The sequence below is a fragment of the Bradyrhizobium sp. 521_C7_N1_3 genome, assembly GCF_052075975.1.
In the GTDB taxonomy this organism is placed as follows: Bacteria; Pseudomonadota; Alphaproteobacteria; order Rhizobiales; family Xanthobacteraceae; genus Bradyrhizobium; species Bradyrhizobium japonicum.
Genome location: NZ_CP197232.1, coordinates 6,483,337 through 6,498,092, shown reverse-complemented (window position 1 = coordinate 6,498,092; position 14,756 = coordinate 6,483,337). Strand labels below are relative to the sequence as shown.

At 64.8% G+C, this 14,756-nt stretch carries 18 protein-coding genes; 10 read left to right on the top strand and 8 right to left on the bottom strand.

Annotated elements, in window-relative coordinates; translation table 11 throughout:
* Positions 1-32: 32 nt before the first annotated feature.
* Positions 33-851, top strand: coding sequence for a penicillin-binding transpeptidase domain-containing protein (locus tag AB7008_RS30530; RefSeq protein ID WP_441260008.1), 819 nt, complete (start codon positions 33-35; stop codon positions 849-851).
* Positions 852-914: 63 nt separating this feature from the next.
* A complete protein-coding gene (locus AB7008_RS30525; protein ID WP_041959377.1) occupies positions 915-1,571 on the top strand; it encodes a carboxymuconolactone decarboxylase family protein in 657 nt (218 codons plus the stop codon).
* Positions 1,572-1,747: 176 nt separating this feature from the next.
* On the opposite strand, the gene AB7008_RS30520 is transcribed toward AB7008_RS30525, so the two are convergent.
* From AB7008_RS30520 to AB7008_RS30510, 3 genes are all read right to left on the bottom strand, one after another.
* The gene (locus AB7008_RS30520) at positions 1,748-2,743 is read right to left on the bottom strand and encodes a dienelactone hydrolase family protein (RefSeq protein ID WP_441260007.1); all 996 of its coding nucleotides are present in this window, start codon (positions 2,741-2,743) and stop codon (positions 1,748-1,750) included.
* Positions 2,744-2,924: 181 nt separating this feature from the next.
* Positions 2,925-3,518 (bottom strand): hypothetical protein, encoded by a 594-nt coding sequence (locus tag AB7008_RS30515; protein ID WP_441260006.1) that lies wholly within the window; start codon positions 3,516-3,518, stop codon positions 2,925-2,927.
* A gap of 142 nt (positions 3,519-3,660) precedes the next feature.
* A complete protein-coding gene (locus tag AB7008_RS30510; protein ID WP_028154904.1) occupies positions 3,661-4,065 on the bottom strand; it encodes a DUF4260 domain-containing protein in 405 nt (134 codons plus the stop codon).
* Positions 4,066-4,214: 149 nt separating this feature from the next.
* Here AB7008_RS30510 and AB7008_RS30505 point away from each other — a divergent pair, with 149 nt between their 5' ends.
* From AB7008_RS30505 to AB7008_RS30485, 5 genes are all read left to right on the top strand, one after another.
* Positions 4,215-5,747, top strand: coding sequence for an acyl-CoA carboxylase subunit beta (locus AB7008_RS30505; RefSeq protein WP_028154905.1), 1,533 nt, complete (start codon positions 4,215-4,217; stop codon positions 5,745-5,747).
* Between the two features lie 65 nt (positions 5,748-5,812).
* Complete coding sequence (locus AB7008_RS30500) at positions 5,813-6,160, top strand: hypothetical protein (protein WP_304494221.1); 348 nt, start codon at positions 5,813-5,815, stop codon at positions 6,158-6,160.
* Positions 6,161-6,326: 166 nt separating this feature from the next.
* Positions 6,327-6,812 (top strand): adenosine-specific kinase, encoded by a 486-nt coding sequence (locus AB7008_RS30495; RefSeq protein ID WP_304490239.1) that lies wholly within the window; start codon positions 6,327-6,329, stop codon positions 6,810-6,812.
* 90 nt (positions 6,813-6,902) lie between these two features.
* Positions 6,903-7,067: a hypothetical protein gene (locus AB7008_RS30490; RefSeq protein WP_304490238.1), complete on the top strand. Its 165-nt coding sequence runs from the start codon at positions 6,903-6,905 to the stop codon at positions 7,065-7,067.
* A gap of 103 nt (positions 7,068-7,170) precedes the next feature.
* Complete coding sequence (locus tag AB7008_RS30485) at positions 7,171-7,899, top strand: protein-L-isoaspartate(D-aspartate) O-methyltransferase (RefSeq protein ID WP_028154907.1); 729 nt, start codon at positions 7,171-7,173, stop codon at positions 7,897-7,899.
* A gap of 130 nt (positions 7,900-8,029) precedes the next feature.
* Here AB7008_RS30485 and AB7008_RS30480 read toward each other — a convergent pair whose 3' ends face one another.
* Together AB7008_RS30480 and AB7008_RS30475 are read right to left on the bottom strand one after the other, a co-directional pair.
* Positions 8,030-8,686: a glutathione S-transferase family protein gene (locus tag AB7008_RS30480; protein ID WP_028154908.1), complete on the bottom strand. Its 657-nt coding sequence runs from the start codon at positions 8,684-8,686 to the stop codon at positions 8,030-8,032.
* A 196-nt stretch (positions 8,687-8,882) separates the two neighbouring features.
* Positions 8,883-10,841 carry an alpha/beta hydrolase domain-containing protein gene (locus AB7008_RS30475; protein WP_304490237.1) on the bottom strand — a complete coding sequence of 653 codons (1,959 nt, stop codon included), beginning with the start codon at positions 10,839-10,841 and terminating at the stop codon, positions 8,883-8,885.
* A 106-nt stretch (positions 10,842-10,947) separates the two neighbouring features.
* On the opposite strand from AB7008_RS30475, the gene AB7008_RS30470 reads away from it, so the two are divergent.
* Positions 10,948-11,277, top strand: coding sequence for a hypothetical protein (locus tag AB7008_RS30470; protein WP_038956409.1), 330 nt, complete (start codon positions 10,948-10,950; stop codon positions 11,275-11,277).
* A 134-nt stretch (positions 11,278-11,411) separates the two neighbouring features.
* Positions 11,412-11,693 carry a twin-arginine translocation signal domain-containing protein gene (locus AB7008_RS30465; protein ID WP_304490236.1) on the top strand — a complete coding sequence of 94 codons (282 nt, stop codon included), beginning with the start codon at positions 11,412-11,414 and terminating at the stop codon, positions 11,691-11,693.
* A 148-nt stretch (positions 11,694-11,841) separates the two neighbouring features.
* Here AB7008_RS30465 and AB7008_RS30460 read toward each other — a convergent pair whose 3' ends face one another.
* The 3 genes from AB7008_RS30460 to AB7008_RS30450 form a co-directional block, all read right to left on the bottom strand.
* Positions 11,842-12,090, bottom strand: coding sequence for a GCG_CRPN prefix-to-repeats domain-containing protein (locus AB7008_RS30460; protein ID WP_028154911.1), 249 nt, complete (start codon positions 12,088-12,090; stop codon positions 11,842-11,844).
* 301 nt (positions 12,091-12,391) lie between these two features.
* Positions 12,392-13,402, bottom strand: coding sequence for an alpha/beta fold hydrolase (locus AB7008_RS30455; RefSeq protein ID WP_304490235.1), 1,011 nt, complete (start codon positions 13,400-13,402; stop codon positions 12,392-12,394).
* A gap of 195 nt (positions 13,403-13,597) precedes the next feature.
* Positions 13,598-14,296 carry a winged helix-turn-helix domain-containing protein gene (locus AB7008_RS30450; protein WP_028154913.1) on the bottom strand — a complete coding sequence of 233 codons (699 nt, stop codon included), beginning with the start codon at positions 14,294-14,296 and terminating at the stop codon, positions 13,598-13,600.
* A gap of 149 nt (positions 14,297-14,445) precedes the next feature.
* On the opposite strand from AB7008_RS30450, the gene AB7008_RS30445 reads away from it, so the two are divergent.
* Positions 14,446-14,754: an NIPSNAP family protein gene (locus tag AB7008_RS30445; RefSeq protein WP_304490234.1), complete on the top strand. Its 309-nt coding sequence runs from the start codon at positions 14,446-14,448 to the stop codon at positions 14,752-14,754.
* Positions 14,755-14,756: the final 2 nt, after the last annotated feature.

Below are 14,756 nucleotides of genomic sequence, written 5' to 3'. Positions count from 1 at the left end.
CGGCCATCTTCATTGCTCAACGGATACCGCTCTTGCTGACCCGCCGTTCCACGCTTGGCCTTCTCGCCGCAGCTGCGACCATGCCGTCGCGCGCGCTTGCCCACGTCGCGCCGCCGCGCAACGAGATCCGCGACAGCCTGGCAAAGCGTTTCACCGACCTCGGCACGGCAGGCACCTTCGTCGGCTACAAGGTCGAGGACTATCTGATCATCGCGAGCGACAGGGAACGTTCCGGCGAAGCGAAGCTGCCGGCCTCGACGTTCAAGATTCCGAACTCGCTGATTGCGCTGGAGACCGGCGTCGTCGCTGACCCCGACAAGGACGTATTTCCCTGGGACGGCGTGAAGCGGCCGATCGAGGCCTGGAACAAGGACCACACGATGCGCAGCGCCATCGCGGTCAGCGCCGTGCCGGTCTATCAGGAGATCGCGCGCCGGATCGGGCAGGAGCGGATGCAAAAGTATGTCGACATGTTCGACTACGGCAATCGCGATATCGGCGGCGGCATCGACCAGTTCTGGCTCACCGGCAATTTGCGCATCGATCCGGTCGAGCAGGTCGATTTCGTCGACCGGCTGCGCCGCCGCGTGCTGCCGATCAGCAAGCGCAGCCAGGACCTCGTCGCCGACATCCTGCCGTTGACCAAGGTCGGCGACAGCGTCATCCGCGCCAAATCCGGCTTGCTCGGCGCCGAGCGTGGCGAGCCGTCGCTCGGCTGGATGGTCGGCTGGGCCGAGAAGGGCGAGGCGCACACCGTGTTCGCGCTCAACATGGACTGCAAGGAGCCGCGTCTCGTCGGCGAGCGCATGCCGTTGACGCAAGCCTGCCTTGCCGAGATCGGCGCGATCTAGCTGGCGCGTACGAACCTGCTAGCATTCTTCCGACCAAACAAAAGAAACGGTCGGGAGGATAAAATGAATTCAACGCCACTCTGGCTGTCGTCGCTCACGTTGGCCGCCGCCGGCGGCTGGCTCGCCGCCACGATGTTTGCAGCACCCGCCACCAGCAAGGAGCCGCGCTTTCCGCAACTCACCATGGACCAGCTCGACGCCAAGCAGAAGCCGCTCGGCGAGCAGATCATGAAGGTGTCGAGCGTCGGCATCGGCGGGCCCTACAATCCGATGATCCGCAGCCCGGTGCTCGGCCAGCGCCTGTTCGACCTGTTCTACTATCTGCGCTGGGAAACCTCGGTCCCGACCAAGCTGAATGAGTTCGCGATCCTGATCATCGGTCGGCAGTGGCGCTCGCAGGTGGAATGGTTCGCGCACGCGCCGCTGGCGGCCAAGGCGGGCCTGTCGCCTGACATCATCGCGGAGCTGAAGGCCAACAAGCGCCCGTCGAAGATGGCCGAGGACGAGGCCGTGGTCTACGATTTCGTCACCGAGCTCACCACGACAAAGAAGGTCAGCGACGAGACCTATGCGCGCGCCAAGAAAACTTTCAATGATCAGCAGATCGTCGATCTCACCGCGCTCGCCGGCAATTACGTGATGGTCGCGATGCTGCTGGCGATGGCGGAAGAGACGGTGCCGCCGGACAAGCAGGAGCCGTTCAAGCCGGGTGAGCCGTGAGGCTCGTCCTCGTTGTCGGGAGCGCAGCTCTCGCCAACCTCATTGCGAGAAGCCCGCGACAAAATTGCGAAGCAATTTTGCGCTGGTGCGACGAAGCAATCCAGACTGCCGCTGCGGAAAGATTCTGGATTGCTTCGCTGCGCCCGCAATGACGGAGAATGTCGCGCTGACGTCGCCTATCCCAGCTTGAACAGCGCCTGCAAGAACTCCACCACCGCCTTGCGCGACTCCGCGGCCGTCGCGGGGTTGCCACCGACATGCGGGTTCAGCTCGACGCATGCATCCTTGTAGGTGAAGGGCGCGTTGGTGTCGCCGTTCATCAGCACGCCGCCGTCGCCCTCCTTGATATGGCAGTTGCGCACGGTCTGCGCGTTGGCCGACACCGCAACGGTGCTGACGCCGAGCAGGCCGCTGTCGAAGCCGTGGGCGCTGTCGGGGTACTCGGTCAGCACCACATCACGCCCGGCCGTCTTGAGCCGTCCGACGAACGCCTTGCAGCTCGTCGCGGGATTGTAGTCGTCGGGCGTGCCGTGGAAGATCCGGATCGGGCGCGCGGCGACCTCGCTGTCGCTTTGATACATCGTCGAGCAATCCGGATAGAACGGGATGTAGGCCGCGAACTGGACGCCGGACTTGTTCCAGAGCTTGTTGAAGCGATCGAGGCTCGCATAGAGCGTCGCCTGTCCGCCGCGCGAAAAGCCCATCAGCACGATACGATCAGGATCGACGCGGGGATGCTTCGCAAGAATCTCCAGCGAGCGGTAGATGTCGACGATCAGGTTGAGGCGGCCGAGCAGGGCCTGGTTCGGCCCCACCACCGTCAGCCCGCGGCCGGTAAAGCCGTCGATTACGAAGGTCGAGATGCCCATGGCGTTGAAAGCGTGCACCCAGGCCTCGGTGGTGGCGCCGACGCCGCTCGAGCCGTGCATCAGCACCACGACGGGAAGTTTGCCGGCGCCCTGGGCGACGCGGAATTCGCCGGCGACCGTCACCGGCTTGCCGGCCGCCGCATCGCCGCTGAGGAATTGCTGGTCGGAGAGGGTGAGCGAGGCGATCGGGTAGATCTCGGCGCGGGTGGCGACTTCCTTCGGCAGGGATTGCGCGTTGGCGCCAACGCCGGCGAACAGTGTTGAAATGCAGAGCGCCATGGCGACGCGGAATGCCGTCGGCATCGTGATCCTCCCCCTATGATTTTCATGGAGTAGAACAACGGACCTGCGCGCTGTCAATTTGCCGCGCGGCTATCGGCTCCAGCGTCATGGCCGGGCTTGTCCCGGCCATCCACGACCTTCTCCAACAGCGCCAAGAACGTGGATGCCCGGGACAAGCCCGGGCATGACGATCTCGACGACCTCAGGCCTTATCGGCCGTCTTCTTCATCAGCGCCTCGTCGATCGCAAAGCCGCCGATCTCGCTCATCGCCTGCGAGATCACGTCGCCCTTGCGAGCAAAGCCGGCGGAGAGGACATCGAACTGGGTGCGTGCCAGACGCAGCACCTCGAGCGGCACCGAGACCACGGTCTCGTTGAAGCTGTCGACGGAGGCGCGCAACGTCTCGAGCTCGGTGGTGAGCTTGCCGATATGGCTTTCCGCATCCTGCATCAGGCCGAGCAGCTTGCCGCGCTCGGCGTCGAACGCCGCGCGCTCGGCCGCCGCGGCTGCGGTCACCTCGGCGAGCTGGGTCCCCAGCGCCGCGATCTGGTTGACCATGCCGCTCGAGGCGAGCGCGGTCACCTCGCGCAGGTCGACAAGTCGCTTGTTCTCTTCTTGTTGCTCGTGAAACAGCCGCTCGGCCGACATCGCCCGTTGCTTGAGCGATTCGATCAGGCTTGCTGCGCGCAGCAGCATCTCGCCGTTGCGCCCCGACACCATGCTGGCCATCCGCCGCAGGAAGTCGGTGGTTTCGGACGGGCTGTTCGGCGGCAGGGGGACGACCGTGGCGGACATGGGTGATGCTTGCAGCCAGACGTGGTGACCGCCGCCGTACCGACTGAGCTCACGCAACATTCGGCGCCTGATCGTGGAGGGAGCAAGCCTGAATCGGCCGGCCCGGTCAACCGGCGGGGCCGACAAAAAGGGGGCAATCCCCTCAGGCGTCTTTCTGGCGGCCGATCCGCCCGAGATGGGTGAAGCCGAACCCGGCCGAATATTTCAGGCCATAGCCGAGCGCCCGGTCGATGCCGATATGGGCGAGCCAGATCAAGGCGATGGACAGCGTGAGCGGCGAGGCGAAGCCGAAGCCCAGCGTCAGCAGCGTCACCGGCGCCATGTAGCTGTGGGCGGCATTGTAGACCAGGGCCCCGAATCTGGCATCGGCCAAGTATGCCAGGAAGCTCAGATCGGGGACGAAGAAGAGCAGGGCGAACACCAGCCACGAGCCGTCCCAGGAGGCGTAGAGCATCACCATCCCCGTGAACAGGGTCAGGCCTTCCAGCCGCAGCAGGATCTTGACGCCGCCGGTCGCCGCGCCCGTCTCGGCCGTTGCTTCATTCATCGTCGTCTCCCAGGCAAAACTCTGTAATTCCTTGCGCTTTGGCGCTGCGGCAAGGCAGCCCTGCGGCGCCGAAAGCGGCTTCCCGGCCCGCAAAATGCCGTGTTAGAACCCCCGGCAATCGCATTTAGGCTAAGAACTGGCGGGAGCAAATGAAGAATATCCTGGACGCCCTTGAAGATCGTCGCGCCGGCGCAAAGCTCGGCGGCGGGGAGAAGCGCATCGAAGCGCAGCACGCCCGCGGCAAGCTGACCGCGCGTGAGCGCATCGAGCTCCTGCTCGACAAGGGATCGTTCGAGGAGTTCGACATGTTCGTCGAGCACCGCTCCACCGAGTTCGGCATGGAGAAGACCAGGGTGCCCGGCGACGGCGTGGTCACCGGCTGGGGCACCGTCAATGGCCGCAAGACCTTCGTCTTCGCGAAAGACTTCACGGTGTTCGGCGGCTCGCTCTCCGAAACGCACGCGCTGAAGATCACGAAACTCCAGGACATGGCGATGAAGGCGCGGGCGCCCATCATCGGCCTCTATGACGCGGGCGGTGCCCGCATCCAGGAGGGCGTCGCGGCGCTCGCCGGCTATTCCTATGTGTTCCGCCGCAACGTGCTCGCCTCGGGCGTGATCCCGCAGATCTCCGTCATCATGGGCCCCTGCGCCGGCGGCGACGTCTATTCGCCGGCGATGACCGACTTCATCTTCATGGTGAAGAACACCAGCTACATGTTCGTCACCGGCCCCGACGTGGTGAAGACCGTCACCAACGAGGTCGTCACGGCGGAGGAGCTCGGCGGCGCCTCGGTGCACGCCACGCGCTCCTCAATCGCGGATGGTGCCTTCGAGAACGACGTCGAGACGCTCTTGCAGATGCGACGCCTGATCGACTTCCTGCCGTCCAACAACAGCGATGGCGTGCCGGAATGGCCGAGTTTTGACGATATCGGCCGGGTCGACATGTCCTTGGACACGCTGATCCCCGACAATCCGAACAAGCCCTACGACATGAAGGAACTGATCCTGAAGGTCGTGGACGAGGGCGATTTCTTCGAGATCGCGGATGCCTTCGCCAAGAACATCGTCACGGGCTTCGGCCGCATCGCGGGCCGCACCGTCGGCTTCGTCGCCAACCAGCCAATGGTGCTGGCCGGCGTGCTCGACAGCGATGCATCGCGGAAAGCGGCGCGCTTCGTTCGTTTCTGTGATGCCTTCAACATCCCGATCGTCACCTTCGTCGACGTGCCGGGCTTCCTGCCGGGCACCGCGCAGGAATATGGCGGCCTGATCAAGCACGGCGCAAAACTGCTGTTCGCCTACTCGCAGTGCACCGTGCCGCTGGTCACCATCATCACCCGCAAGGCCTATGGCGGCGCCTTCGACGTCATGGCCTCCAAGGAGATCGGCGCCGACATGAACTACGCCTGGCCGACCGCCCAGATCGCGGTGATGGGCGCCAAGGGCGCGGTCGAGATCATCTTCCGCGCAGATATCGGCGACCCCGACAAGATCGCCGCGCGCACCAAGGAATACGAAGACCGCTTCCTGTCGCCCTTCATCGCCGCCGAGCGCGGCTATATCGACGACGTCATCATGCCGCACTCGACCCGCAAGCGGATCGCGCGTGCGCTGGCGATGCTGAAGGACAAGAAAGTGGAAACGCCGGCGAAGAAGCACGACAATTTGCCGTTGTGAGGACAAGTAGCCCGGATGGAGCGTAGCGAAATCCGGGTTCTTAACCCAAGTGCCGCATGTCGCTGATGACCGAAGACGATCCGTCCGACGAGATTTCCGACATCGAGGATCGGATCGAGGCGCTAGCCGAGGTCTCGGAGCGGTGCCGGAAATACATTCTGGCATCCAAGATTGCGATTGGTAGCGGTGCAGCGTTGCTGCTGATCACGATCCTCGGCCTGCTAGGGACGGGGCAGACCGCTGCTCTTGGATCGATTGCCCTGGTGCTCGGTGGGATCGTTTCTCTCGGCTCCAACATTAGCACGTTGCGGCAGACGGATGAGGCCATCCGCGCTGCGGAGGCGCTTCGCGCGCAACTGATCGGCAGGATCGACCTTCGGATGGTCAGCGATGCGCCTATGAAACTGATGTGACGGGGGCGTACGCGTGAGGACGAGCGCGCAGCGCGGGACTTGGCCGCCGTAGCTTGACGGGCGAAGGTTGAAGCACCGCGGCGGGATATCAGCCGCCGCTAGCCGCTTGCAATCGCCTCCCGGTGGCCTACCATGCGTTGCGTGTCTACCTTGAAGGAGCGCAGCCATGGAACTCACCGTGGTGCCCATCGTCAAGCCGGACGCTGCCAACTTCATCTTCGGCCAGTCGCATTTCATCAAGACCGTGGAGGACCTCCACGAGGCGCTGGTGGGGGCTGTCCCCGGCATCCGCTTCGGGCTGGCCTTCTGCGAGGCCTCCGGCAAGCGGCTGGTGCGCTGGTCGGGGAATGATGAAGCCGCCATTGCGCTTGCACGCGACAACGCATTGGCCATCGGCGCCGGCCACACCTTCCTGATCTTCCTGGGCGAAGGATTCTTTCCGGTCAACGTGCTGGCTCAGGTGCGCGGGGTTCCGGAGGTCTGCCGCATCTACTGCGCGACGGCCAACCCGACTGAGGTAATCGTCGCACAAACAGAGCAGGGGCGTGGCGTGCTCGGCGTGGTGGACGGCGCCTCGCCCTTGGGCATCGAAGCCGACGCCGACATTGCGTGGCGGAAGGATCTGCTGCGAAAGATCGGCTACAAGTTGTAGCAGCCGGATGGCGTCGGAAGCGAGCGGCCTGCATCGACAACGCCGTCGAACCGCCGGCGCTCTCAAGCTCCATACCCGAGGAGCAATGACATGACGCAGCACACCCCCACGAAATTTTCCACCTTTGTGGTCATGGGCAGCATGAAGCCGCCCCGAGATCCTGATGACGACGAAGACGATGAGGAAGATGAGGACGAGGAGGACGAAGACGAAAGCGACGCACCGCCGGCCGTACGCGAGCCGAACGAAGACTAGACCAGCCTCGAGCCGGCAATCGGCCTTGTTGCGGAGCACGTAGCGCCGGCAGAGGTATCCGCGCTCGGCCGCGGCGCTCCTTTCAGGGCTGGAGAGCGCGATCATGAAGGCCTTGCTGCTCGTGATTGCCATGATTGTCCTCGCGCGGGACACGAGCGCGCAGGACGCGCAATGCGTCCGCGAACGCGCCGCCATGGTTGAAACCATCCGGACCTACGCCCGGTCCGCCGCCGGTGTTCTGGGACAGCAAGGCCTGTCGGAGAGGGTCCTTGAGGCCATGGCGCAAACGTTGCGCCATCTGTTCATCCCCGAGCGATCATGCTCGATCGCGTACGCGGATCAACCGATACCGATCGGCCTCGGCCAGACCATATCGCAGCCCTATGTCGTCGCCTTGATGACCCAGCTGGCCGAGGTCGCGCCCGATCATGTTGTGCTCGAAGTCGGTACGGGTTCGGGCTACCAGGCAGCCATTCTTGCGCGCCTGGCGCAAAAGGTCTGTACCATCGAGATTATCCCGCAACTGGCCGAGACCGCCGCGAAGACACTACGAGACCTCGCATATGACAACGCGAGTGTCAGGCTCGGCGACGGCTACAATGGCTGGCCCGAATGCGGTCCTTTTGACGCCATCGTCGTGACTGCGGCGCTCGGGGAGCCACCGCCGCCGCTGATCGAGCAGCTGAAGGTGGGAGGCCGGCTCGTCATGCCAGTAGGACCGGCGTACACGACTCAGCAGCTCACGGTCGTCGAGAAAGTTGCCCTCGGCAAGACGACGACTCGCGCGGTTGCCCTCGTGCGCTTTGTCCCGTTTATGCGCTCACAAAACTAGAAGCCAGGCGCGGAATTGGTTGAGCGCGTAGGGCGGATTGGCGGCTTGTCCGCCGAAGCTCGAAGAGCGAAGGCGGAAGCGTAATCCGCCATCTGTCCGCGGCGCCGAAGGTGGCGCATTGCGACTTTGCCTAATCCGCCCTACGAAGTTGGTCCGCCGCGGCGAAATGCGCCATCTGGTCGGCGTGGGCTTTTGCGAACGCTGGACGGCCTGTGGCGCGCGCAACGTAGGTGCGGCAGGCCGGGTGTTCCGCCAGGCCGTTGAACTTATCGACCACGCGCAGCACGTCCGACATCAGGATGTCGGCGACGGAAAAGGATCCCGCCAGCCATTCGCGGCCGGCCAGCACCGTCTCCATGTGCTTGAGCCGGAGTTTTAGGAAGTCGTCGACGAACTTCACGGCAGGTGAGCCATCGTCGCTGCCGGTGAACTTGAACATCGTCCAGGGCAGGGCCGGCATCTCCACCGAATTGAGCGCCGCGAACACCCACTCCTTTGCCTCGCTGCGACCGCGCGGATCGGTGGGCATCAGCCTGGCGCTGAGCTCACCCAGATGCAGCAGGATCGCGCCGCTCTCGAAGATCGAGAGGTCGCCATCGGTCAGCCACGGCACCTGGCCGAAGGGCTGGTGCGCAAAATGCTCGGCATCGCGCGGGCCGAATGGCACGCTCGCGACGCGATAGGGGAGCGCGGCCTCTTCGAGCGCCCAGCGCACGCGAAGATCGCGCACGAAGCCGCGCGGCATCTCGGGAACCCAGTCGAAGGTGGTGAGCGTGAGGTTGGCCATGTGGAGTCTCCGTGCCGTCTGGGCATAGGACGGATGAAGGGCGGGCGTTCCGACAGGCGAGGACGTTTTTTCTCTGCAGGCTGCGACCGTAGGGTGGGCAAAGGCGCACTTGCGCCGTGCCCACCATCTTTTGGCCGACGACAGAAGTGGTGGGCACGCCCCGCTTTGCCCACCCTACGGGGCCACTGGGCTTCGCTCACTGCCCAAGCTTCGCCAGCTTCCCTTGCTTCGCCGCTTCCGTCGCGCGCTCTGCATCTTCCGGCAGCAGGGTCCGCTCCGCCACCTGCCTTGCCGCCTCGCGCCGGACCGCGGCCACATACGCCCCGTCATCCGCATATCGCTCCGCGATCGACAGCCTGGGATCGTGCACTTCCTTCCGAGCAGCTTCCGTCGGCGCAAACGGCACGACCGCGCCTTGCAGCGGATAGAGCGCGGTCGGGCCAAATCCCTGCGCGCGTGGATTCCATGCGGTGTAGGTCGCGCGTGGCACCGCGAGCGCAAGCTGGCGGATGCCAGCGATGGCCATGCCGTCATTGTCCGCCTTCGGCACGAACACGGGATAGCGGCCGATCTCCTTGGGCGGCAGCACGCTCTGGTCGGAGAAGGCAGCGAGCGTGTGGATGCCGGCGTAGGGCAGGCCGGGGATATCCATCGGCACCGCGCCTTGCGCCGGCGCCAGCGTGCCGTGGGCCCGCATGGGGACGCGGCTCGCGGGCGGTTTGATGCCGTCGCTGATCCAGGCGTTGAGGTCGGTGAGCAGCGCGCGCATCGGCCCGCCCGCATGCATCGGGTTCTGCGGCAGCGACATCGCCGGCACGCCCTTGCGCATCACGTCGGCGGCTTCGGCGAAATGCGGCGTACCTGCGATCATGTAGGCGCGGACGTTGTCGGGGAGGTCGAGGTGGTTGCCGGCGAGATCGGTGACGAGCAGCGAGGCGTGCGAGGCCCACCATTCGTGCTCGCTGTCGGTCTGCATCACCTTCGGGCACGTCGCCGAGAGCGCGCAGCGGCGAAGCAGGCCGTCGGTCTTGCCGGAATAGGGATCGCTGAGGCTCGCATAGGTGAACGGGAACAGATCGGCCTGCCACGCCGGATCCTGCGGATGGCGCGGGTTGCGGCCGGGCTGGCCGAAGCGGACGTTCGTCGCCATCCGCCGCGTGCCCGCGACATGCGGCATCAATCCGTCGAACACGGTGCGCCCCTGGAGATCCTCGTTGAAGCCGAGATAGAGGAAGTCGCGCAGGAAGCGGCCGGATTGCGACACGCCGAAGCCGATGGCGCGGCTGACGGAGGGATGCAGGCCGTTCAGCAGCGGGTTCGCCTGCGTCTCGTCGTGGCGGAGGAAGCTGACGACGTCGCGCACGGCGGCATAGCCCATGCCGAGCGGCACGGGATCGCGCGCCGTGTAGGTGATCTCGTAGAGCGCGCCGGCATCAAAACCATCGGGCCGGGTGATCTCCACCGTCACGGGATCGACGAGCCTTGCGAGGAGGCCGGAAGGTGCCTGCCGCGCATCCGCCCAGGCGGCGCGCACGGAGACCTTGAGGTCGGCGGCGTCAGTCGCCGGCCAGGTCAGCGTCGCGCGCGCGGGATTGGTCGTGTTGTCGAAGACGAATTCTTCGCGCGCGGGTCCGGTGATGCTCTTGAGCACGGGCGCGGTCATCGCGAGTTGTCCGGGCTTGGAGGGGATGTCGCCCTGCCAGCCGACCCAGACCATCGTAAAGCCCTGGCGATGCAGGAAGCCGATGCCGGCGTCTTCGGCCTTGTCGGCATTGTTGGCGCCGGGCTGGGCGGCATCGTCGAACAATTGCGGCGCCAGCTTGCGGCCGCGATTGGGTACCTCGAGCAGCAGTGTGCCGTTGCCGTGGGTGGGATCGGTGGGGCGCAGGATCACGACGTCGGCGGTGGCTGCCACCTTGCCGTCGGAGCTACGCGGTGCGAGCGCGAGGTCGGTGATGACGGCGTTGCGATCGTCGGACGGGTTGAGCGCGAAGGTCGCACGCGCGGTGATGCGCTCATAGGTGCCGACATCGCCAAAGCTGCGCCCGGCAAAGGCGGGCTCGCGCGCGAGGATGTCGAAGCGGACGATTTCGGCGAGCGAGGCCGTGGGCCACAGGAAGGTGATCGCAACGAGGCCCGTGATGATCCTGCGCATGGCCGTTCCTTCCCCCATCGGCGCGATCCGAATGTTCCGTCGCGCGGGCTTTTTGTTGCCGCCACTATAACCGTCTATGCTGCGGCCAAACAACGGGAGGAAACACATGCCTGCTGCCTACTTCGTCGTTCGCGCCACCGTCACCGACGCCAGCAAGCGCGCCGCTTTCGACACATGGTACGAGACGGAACATGTGCCTGATGCGGTGAAGGCGTTCGGCGTAGCTAAGGCCTGGCGGTTCTGGAGCCTGGACGATCCCTCGCTGCATCAGGCGATGTATCAGTTCGATGACGAGGCCAAGCTGGCTGCGATGCTGAAGGGCGATGCATTGAAGCAGCTCGTCGCCGATTTCAACCGCGACTGGCCCGACGTGAAGCGCACGCGCGAGACGCTGGTGCTCGCGCAGGAGTTTGCGAAGCAGGACGCCGGAGCGTAGCTGGCACCGAGTCCCGTAGCCCGCTTGTCTCTGACATCCATGTCATGAAGCTGAAGGTGCGATTCAGCTTTCGTTCATGTCGTGACCGCGACACTCCCTCTGCATCACTTGCTCGATAGCCTAGAGGACATGTCATGGAGCGTCGGAACTTTTTGAAACTTGCATTCGGCGTCGCGGCTGGAGCCGCGACGTTGACTGCGACCGCACAAGCTGCGCCGTTGGCGCCGCAGCCGCTCGGTGATCTCACGCGCGCGCCGCAAGGCAATCCCGACGCTCGTCCCGCCGTCACCACGAGTGAGGAGACCGCGCAGCTCAAGCCCGAGCAGGTGCATTGGCATGGCCACCACCGCCATTGGGGCTGGCGCCGCCGTCATTGGGGTTGGCATCGCCGGCGCTGGCACCGCCACCACTGGTAAGCTCGGCACAAGCCAGGCCTTGAACGGGGATCGCGCTTGCGGTCCCCGTTTTGATTCGGAGCTGGCGGATGCGACGTCAGGCGTTCAAAACGAAAATGGCCACGCAGGCTTTCGCCGCGCGGCCACTTCGTAACGCGAAGAGACGAGATCAGATCGGGCGGCAGCGGCCACCCCACCAACGGAAGCCGTACGGGCAGACGCGGGCGCGGGGCACGACGACGACCGGCGGGGCAACCACCACGGGGGCGGGTCGCACAACGACCGCACCGCGCATCGGGCGGCAGCCGCCATAGGGGCCGCGGTACCAGCCGGGGCCGCAGCCGCCGGCGGCGCTGGCCGCCTCGCTGAAACCGACGACCGCGCTGGCGAGCATGACGGCGGCAAACAGGTATTTCATATGATCTTCCTTCTTGTCCTTGGGCAGGTTTTTAGGGCAGATTCTTAGGGGATTGGCGCTTGCGGCGCACAATGAATCAAAAGACACGATTCGACACGTTAAAATTTGGAGACGTGCCGGCACGTCGCGATCCAAACCTGCCAATCATGACCTGAATGCGGCATGAACATTCTTCGCATGCGGCTTCCGGCGACAGCAATGGCGCTGGAGCGCCGTCCCGATGGAATCGGAACGGGGCTCCAGGTTCTTTGTTCTGATGCGTTTCCTTGACGCGAACTGAATTCGCTTCGCTCGAAAACGCCTAGCGGCCGAGAAAGCCCAGCACCAAATCCTTGTACTTCTCCGGCGCCTCCAGGAAGACGAGGTGGCCGGTGTCCGGGATCACTTCGGCCCGCGCATTCGGCATCTTGGCCGCAAGCGCTTTCGCCAGCTCCGCGTTCTGGCCCATTTTCGCGCGCAATGCCTCCGGCGCGTTCGGACGGCCCGGCGCGTTGTGATCGTCGGCGCCCATGATGAACAGCGTCGGCTCGGTGATCAACGCGACCTCGTGCGCGACCGGCTCGCGATAGATCATCTGGCCGGAGCTGACATAGGCGCGCAGCCAGCGCGGATAATCGGGGCTGCCCTTGATGTTGAAGCGGGCGTCGACGAACGGAGTGATCGCGTCCGGCGGCAGCTTGATCGCATAATTGGTCTGGAGCTGCTTGCGGTAGCCGTCGGGTGTGAGCTTGTCCTCGTTATCGATGATCTTCTCGGTCGGCGTCGGCGGCACGTAGAGACGGTAGTCTTCTAGCCCGATCGGCGCGGTCAGCACGAGATGAGCGACGCGATCCGGATAGGCGCGGGCGATGCGCACGCCCAGCATGCCGCCGAGCGAATGCGCGACGACCTCGGCTTTGTCGATCTTGAGATGATCGAGCAGGGCGATGGTGTTGCGCGCCAGCGTGTCGAAGTGCAGCTCGCCTTGCGGCTTGGAGGATTTGCCGAAGCCGATCTGGTCCGGCACGATCACGCGAAAACCGGCGGCACTGAGCATCTTGATGACGGGCGCCCAGTAGCTCGACGGAAAATTGCGCCCGTGCAGCAGCACGACGGTGCGGTCGTTCGGCCGCTCGGGCGCGACGTCCATGTAGGCCATGCTGAGCTGCTCGCCGTCGTTGATGACAGGCAGCAGATGCACGGGATACGGATAGGCAAAGCCTTCGAGCGCGATGCCGTAGGGCTCGCGCGGGGCGGTGTCGGCAGCGAGGGCGGACGTGAACGGGGAAGCAAGGAGGGCTGCGGCAAGCGCGGCCGAGAGGATGCGGTTCATGAAGATCTCGTAATTGGAGCCGTCATTCCGGGGCGCGTCGAAGACGCGGACCCGGAATCTCGAGGTTCCAGGTTCGATGCTTTGCATCGCCCTGGAACGACACTGCGCTTAAAGCGATGGATGGCCGGGTCAAGCCCGGCCATGACGATGGTGCTCGTTCACACGCAAACGTGCGATCTCACGCACCTGGCGTGATCAATCCTTCCCGGTCCCGAACAGCGTCGCAAACTGCTTCTCGCCGGTACGGGTGAAATTCACCACGCGGCTGCCGGGCGTGGCGTCGCGTGCGGCCCATTTCAGCTCGGCGAAACGCTGCATCATGGCGGCGCCCAGCGTGCCGGCGAGATGATGGCGCCGCTCGCTCCAGTCCAGGCACGCCTTGCACACCGGACGGCGCGGATGGGTGAGCATGTCGGGCGAGATCTGCAAATGCTTTGCGAGAAAGCGCTCGCCCTCGGCCGTCAGCTCGATGTCCTGCTTCTTCTGCCTGACCAGGTTTCGCGTGCGTAGACTGTCGAGCATCTGCACGCCGAGATCGCCGGCGAGGTGGTCGTAGCAGATCCGCGCGCGCCGCAGCGCCGGATCCTTCGGCCCGGTGCGCACGCGCATGTGGCCGGTGCGCGCGGCAAGGCCCGCAAGGCCTTCGAGCACGCCGGCGACGTCATCGTCGGTGAGGCGGTAGTAGCGGTGGCGGCCCTGCTTCTCCGGCTCGATCAGCCCGCCGGCCTCGAGCTTGGCCAGATGCGAGCTCGCGGTCTGCGGCGTGATGCCGGCCTCCTGCGCGAGCTCGCTCGCGGTCAGCGCGCGGCCGTTCATCAGCGCGGTGAGCATGTTGGCGCGGGCGGGGTCGCCGACCAGCGAGGCAATCATGGCGATGTCAGGACCTGATTTCATGCTTCGATGGTAGCCGAAGCATTGCGGTGGAGCAAGGACGTAGTCTGTCGCTGCGAACACGTCATTGCGAGCGAAGCGAAGCAATCCAGTTGCTTCAGCGGCGACGGTGTTGCTCGCGCTTGCCGCAATGAAAAATCAGGGAGCCGACCATGTCCGTCACCGTCTTCATCCGCTACCAGCTCGATCCCTTCAAGCGCGCGCAGTTCGAGGAGTACTCGAAGCGCTGGCTCACCATGATCCCGAAATGCGGCGGCGACCTGATCGGCTATTTCATGCCGCATGAGGGCACCAACAACATCGCGTTTGCGCTGATCACCTTCGAGAGTCTGGCCGCCTATGAGGCCTATCGCGCCCGGCTGCGGCAGGACGCAGACGGCATGGCCAACTTCCATTTCGCCGAGGAGAACAAATTCATCCTCGCCGAAGAGCGCACCTTCCTGCGCAAGGTGGTATTGTAGAC

Coding starts and splice junctions, on each gene's coding strand:
- AB7008_RS30455 (WP_304490235.1), bottom strand. CDS start 13,402: ATGAACCGCATCCTCTCGGCCGCGCTTGCCGCAGCCCTCCTTGCTTCC.
- AB7008_RS30470 (WP_038956409.1), top strand. CDS start 10,948: ATGCCTGCTGCCTACTTCGTCGTTCGCGCCACCGTCACCGACGCCAGC.
- AB7008_RS30475 (WP_304490237.1), bottom strand. CDS start 10,841: ATGCGCAGGATCATCACGGGCCTCGTTGCGATCACCTTCCTGTGGCCC.
- AB7008_RS30500 (WP_304494221.1), top strand. CDS start 5,813: ATGACCGAAGACGATCCGTCCGACGAGATTTCCGACATCGAGGATCGG.
- AB7008_RS30515 (WP_441260006.1), bottom strand. CDS start 3,518: ATGTCCGCCACGGTCGTCCCCCTGCCGCCGAACAGCCCGTCCGAAACC.
- AB7008_RS30510 (WP_028154904.1), bottom strand. CDS start 4,065: ATGAATGAAGCAACGGCCGAGACGGGCGCGGCGACCGGCGGCGTCAAG.
- AB7008_RS30485 (WP_028154907.1), top strand. CDS start 7,171: ATGAAGGCCTTGCTGCTCGTGATTGCCATGATTGTCCTCGCGCGGGAC.
- AB7008_RS30450 (WP_028154913.1), bottom strand. CDS start 14,296: ATGAAATCAGGTCCTGACATCGCCATGATTGCCTCGCTGGTCGGCGAC.
- AB7008_RS30505 (WP_028154905.1), top strand. CDS start 4,215: ATGAAGAATATCCTGGACGCCCTTGAAGATCGTCGCGCCGGCGCAAAG.
- AB7008_RS30495 (WP_304490239.1), top strand. CDS start 6,327: ATGGAACTCACCGTGGTGCCCATCGTCAAGCCGGACGCTGCCAACTTC.
- AB7008_RS30445 (WP_304490234.1), top strand. CDS start 14,446: ATGTCCGTCACCGTCTTCATCCGCTACCAGCTCGATCCCTTCAAGCGC.
- AB7008_RS30480 (WP_028154908.1), bottom strand. CDS start 8,686: ATGGCCAACCTCACGCTCACCACCTTCGACTGGGTTCCCGAGATGCCG.
- AB7008_RS30465 (WP_304490236.1), top strand. CDS start 11,412: ATGGAGCGTCGGAACTTTTTGAAACTTGCATTCGGCGTCGCGGCTGGA.
- AB7008_RS30460 (WP_028154911.1), bottom strand. CDS start 12,090: ATGAAATACCTGTTTGCCGCCGTCATGCTCGCCAGCGCGGTCGTCGGT.
- AB7008_RS30490 (WP_304490238.1), top strand. CDS start 6,903: ATGACGCAGCACACCCCCACGAAATTTTCCACCTTTGTGGTCATGGGC.
- AB7008_RS30525 (WP_041959377.1), top strand. CDS start 915: ATGAATTCAACGCCACTCTGGCTGTCGTCGCTCACGTTGGCCGCCGCC.
- AB7008_RS30520 (WP_441260007.1), bottom strand. CDS start 2,743: ATGCCGACGGCATTCCGCGTCGCCATGGCGCTCTGCATTTCAACACTG.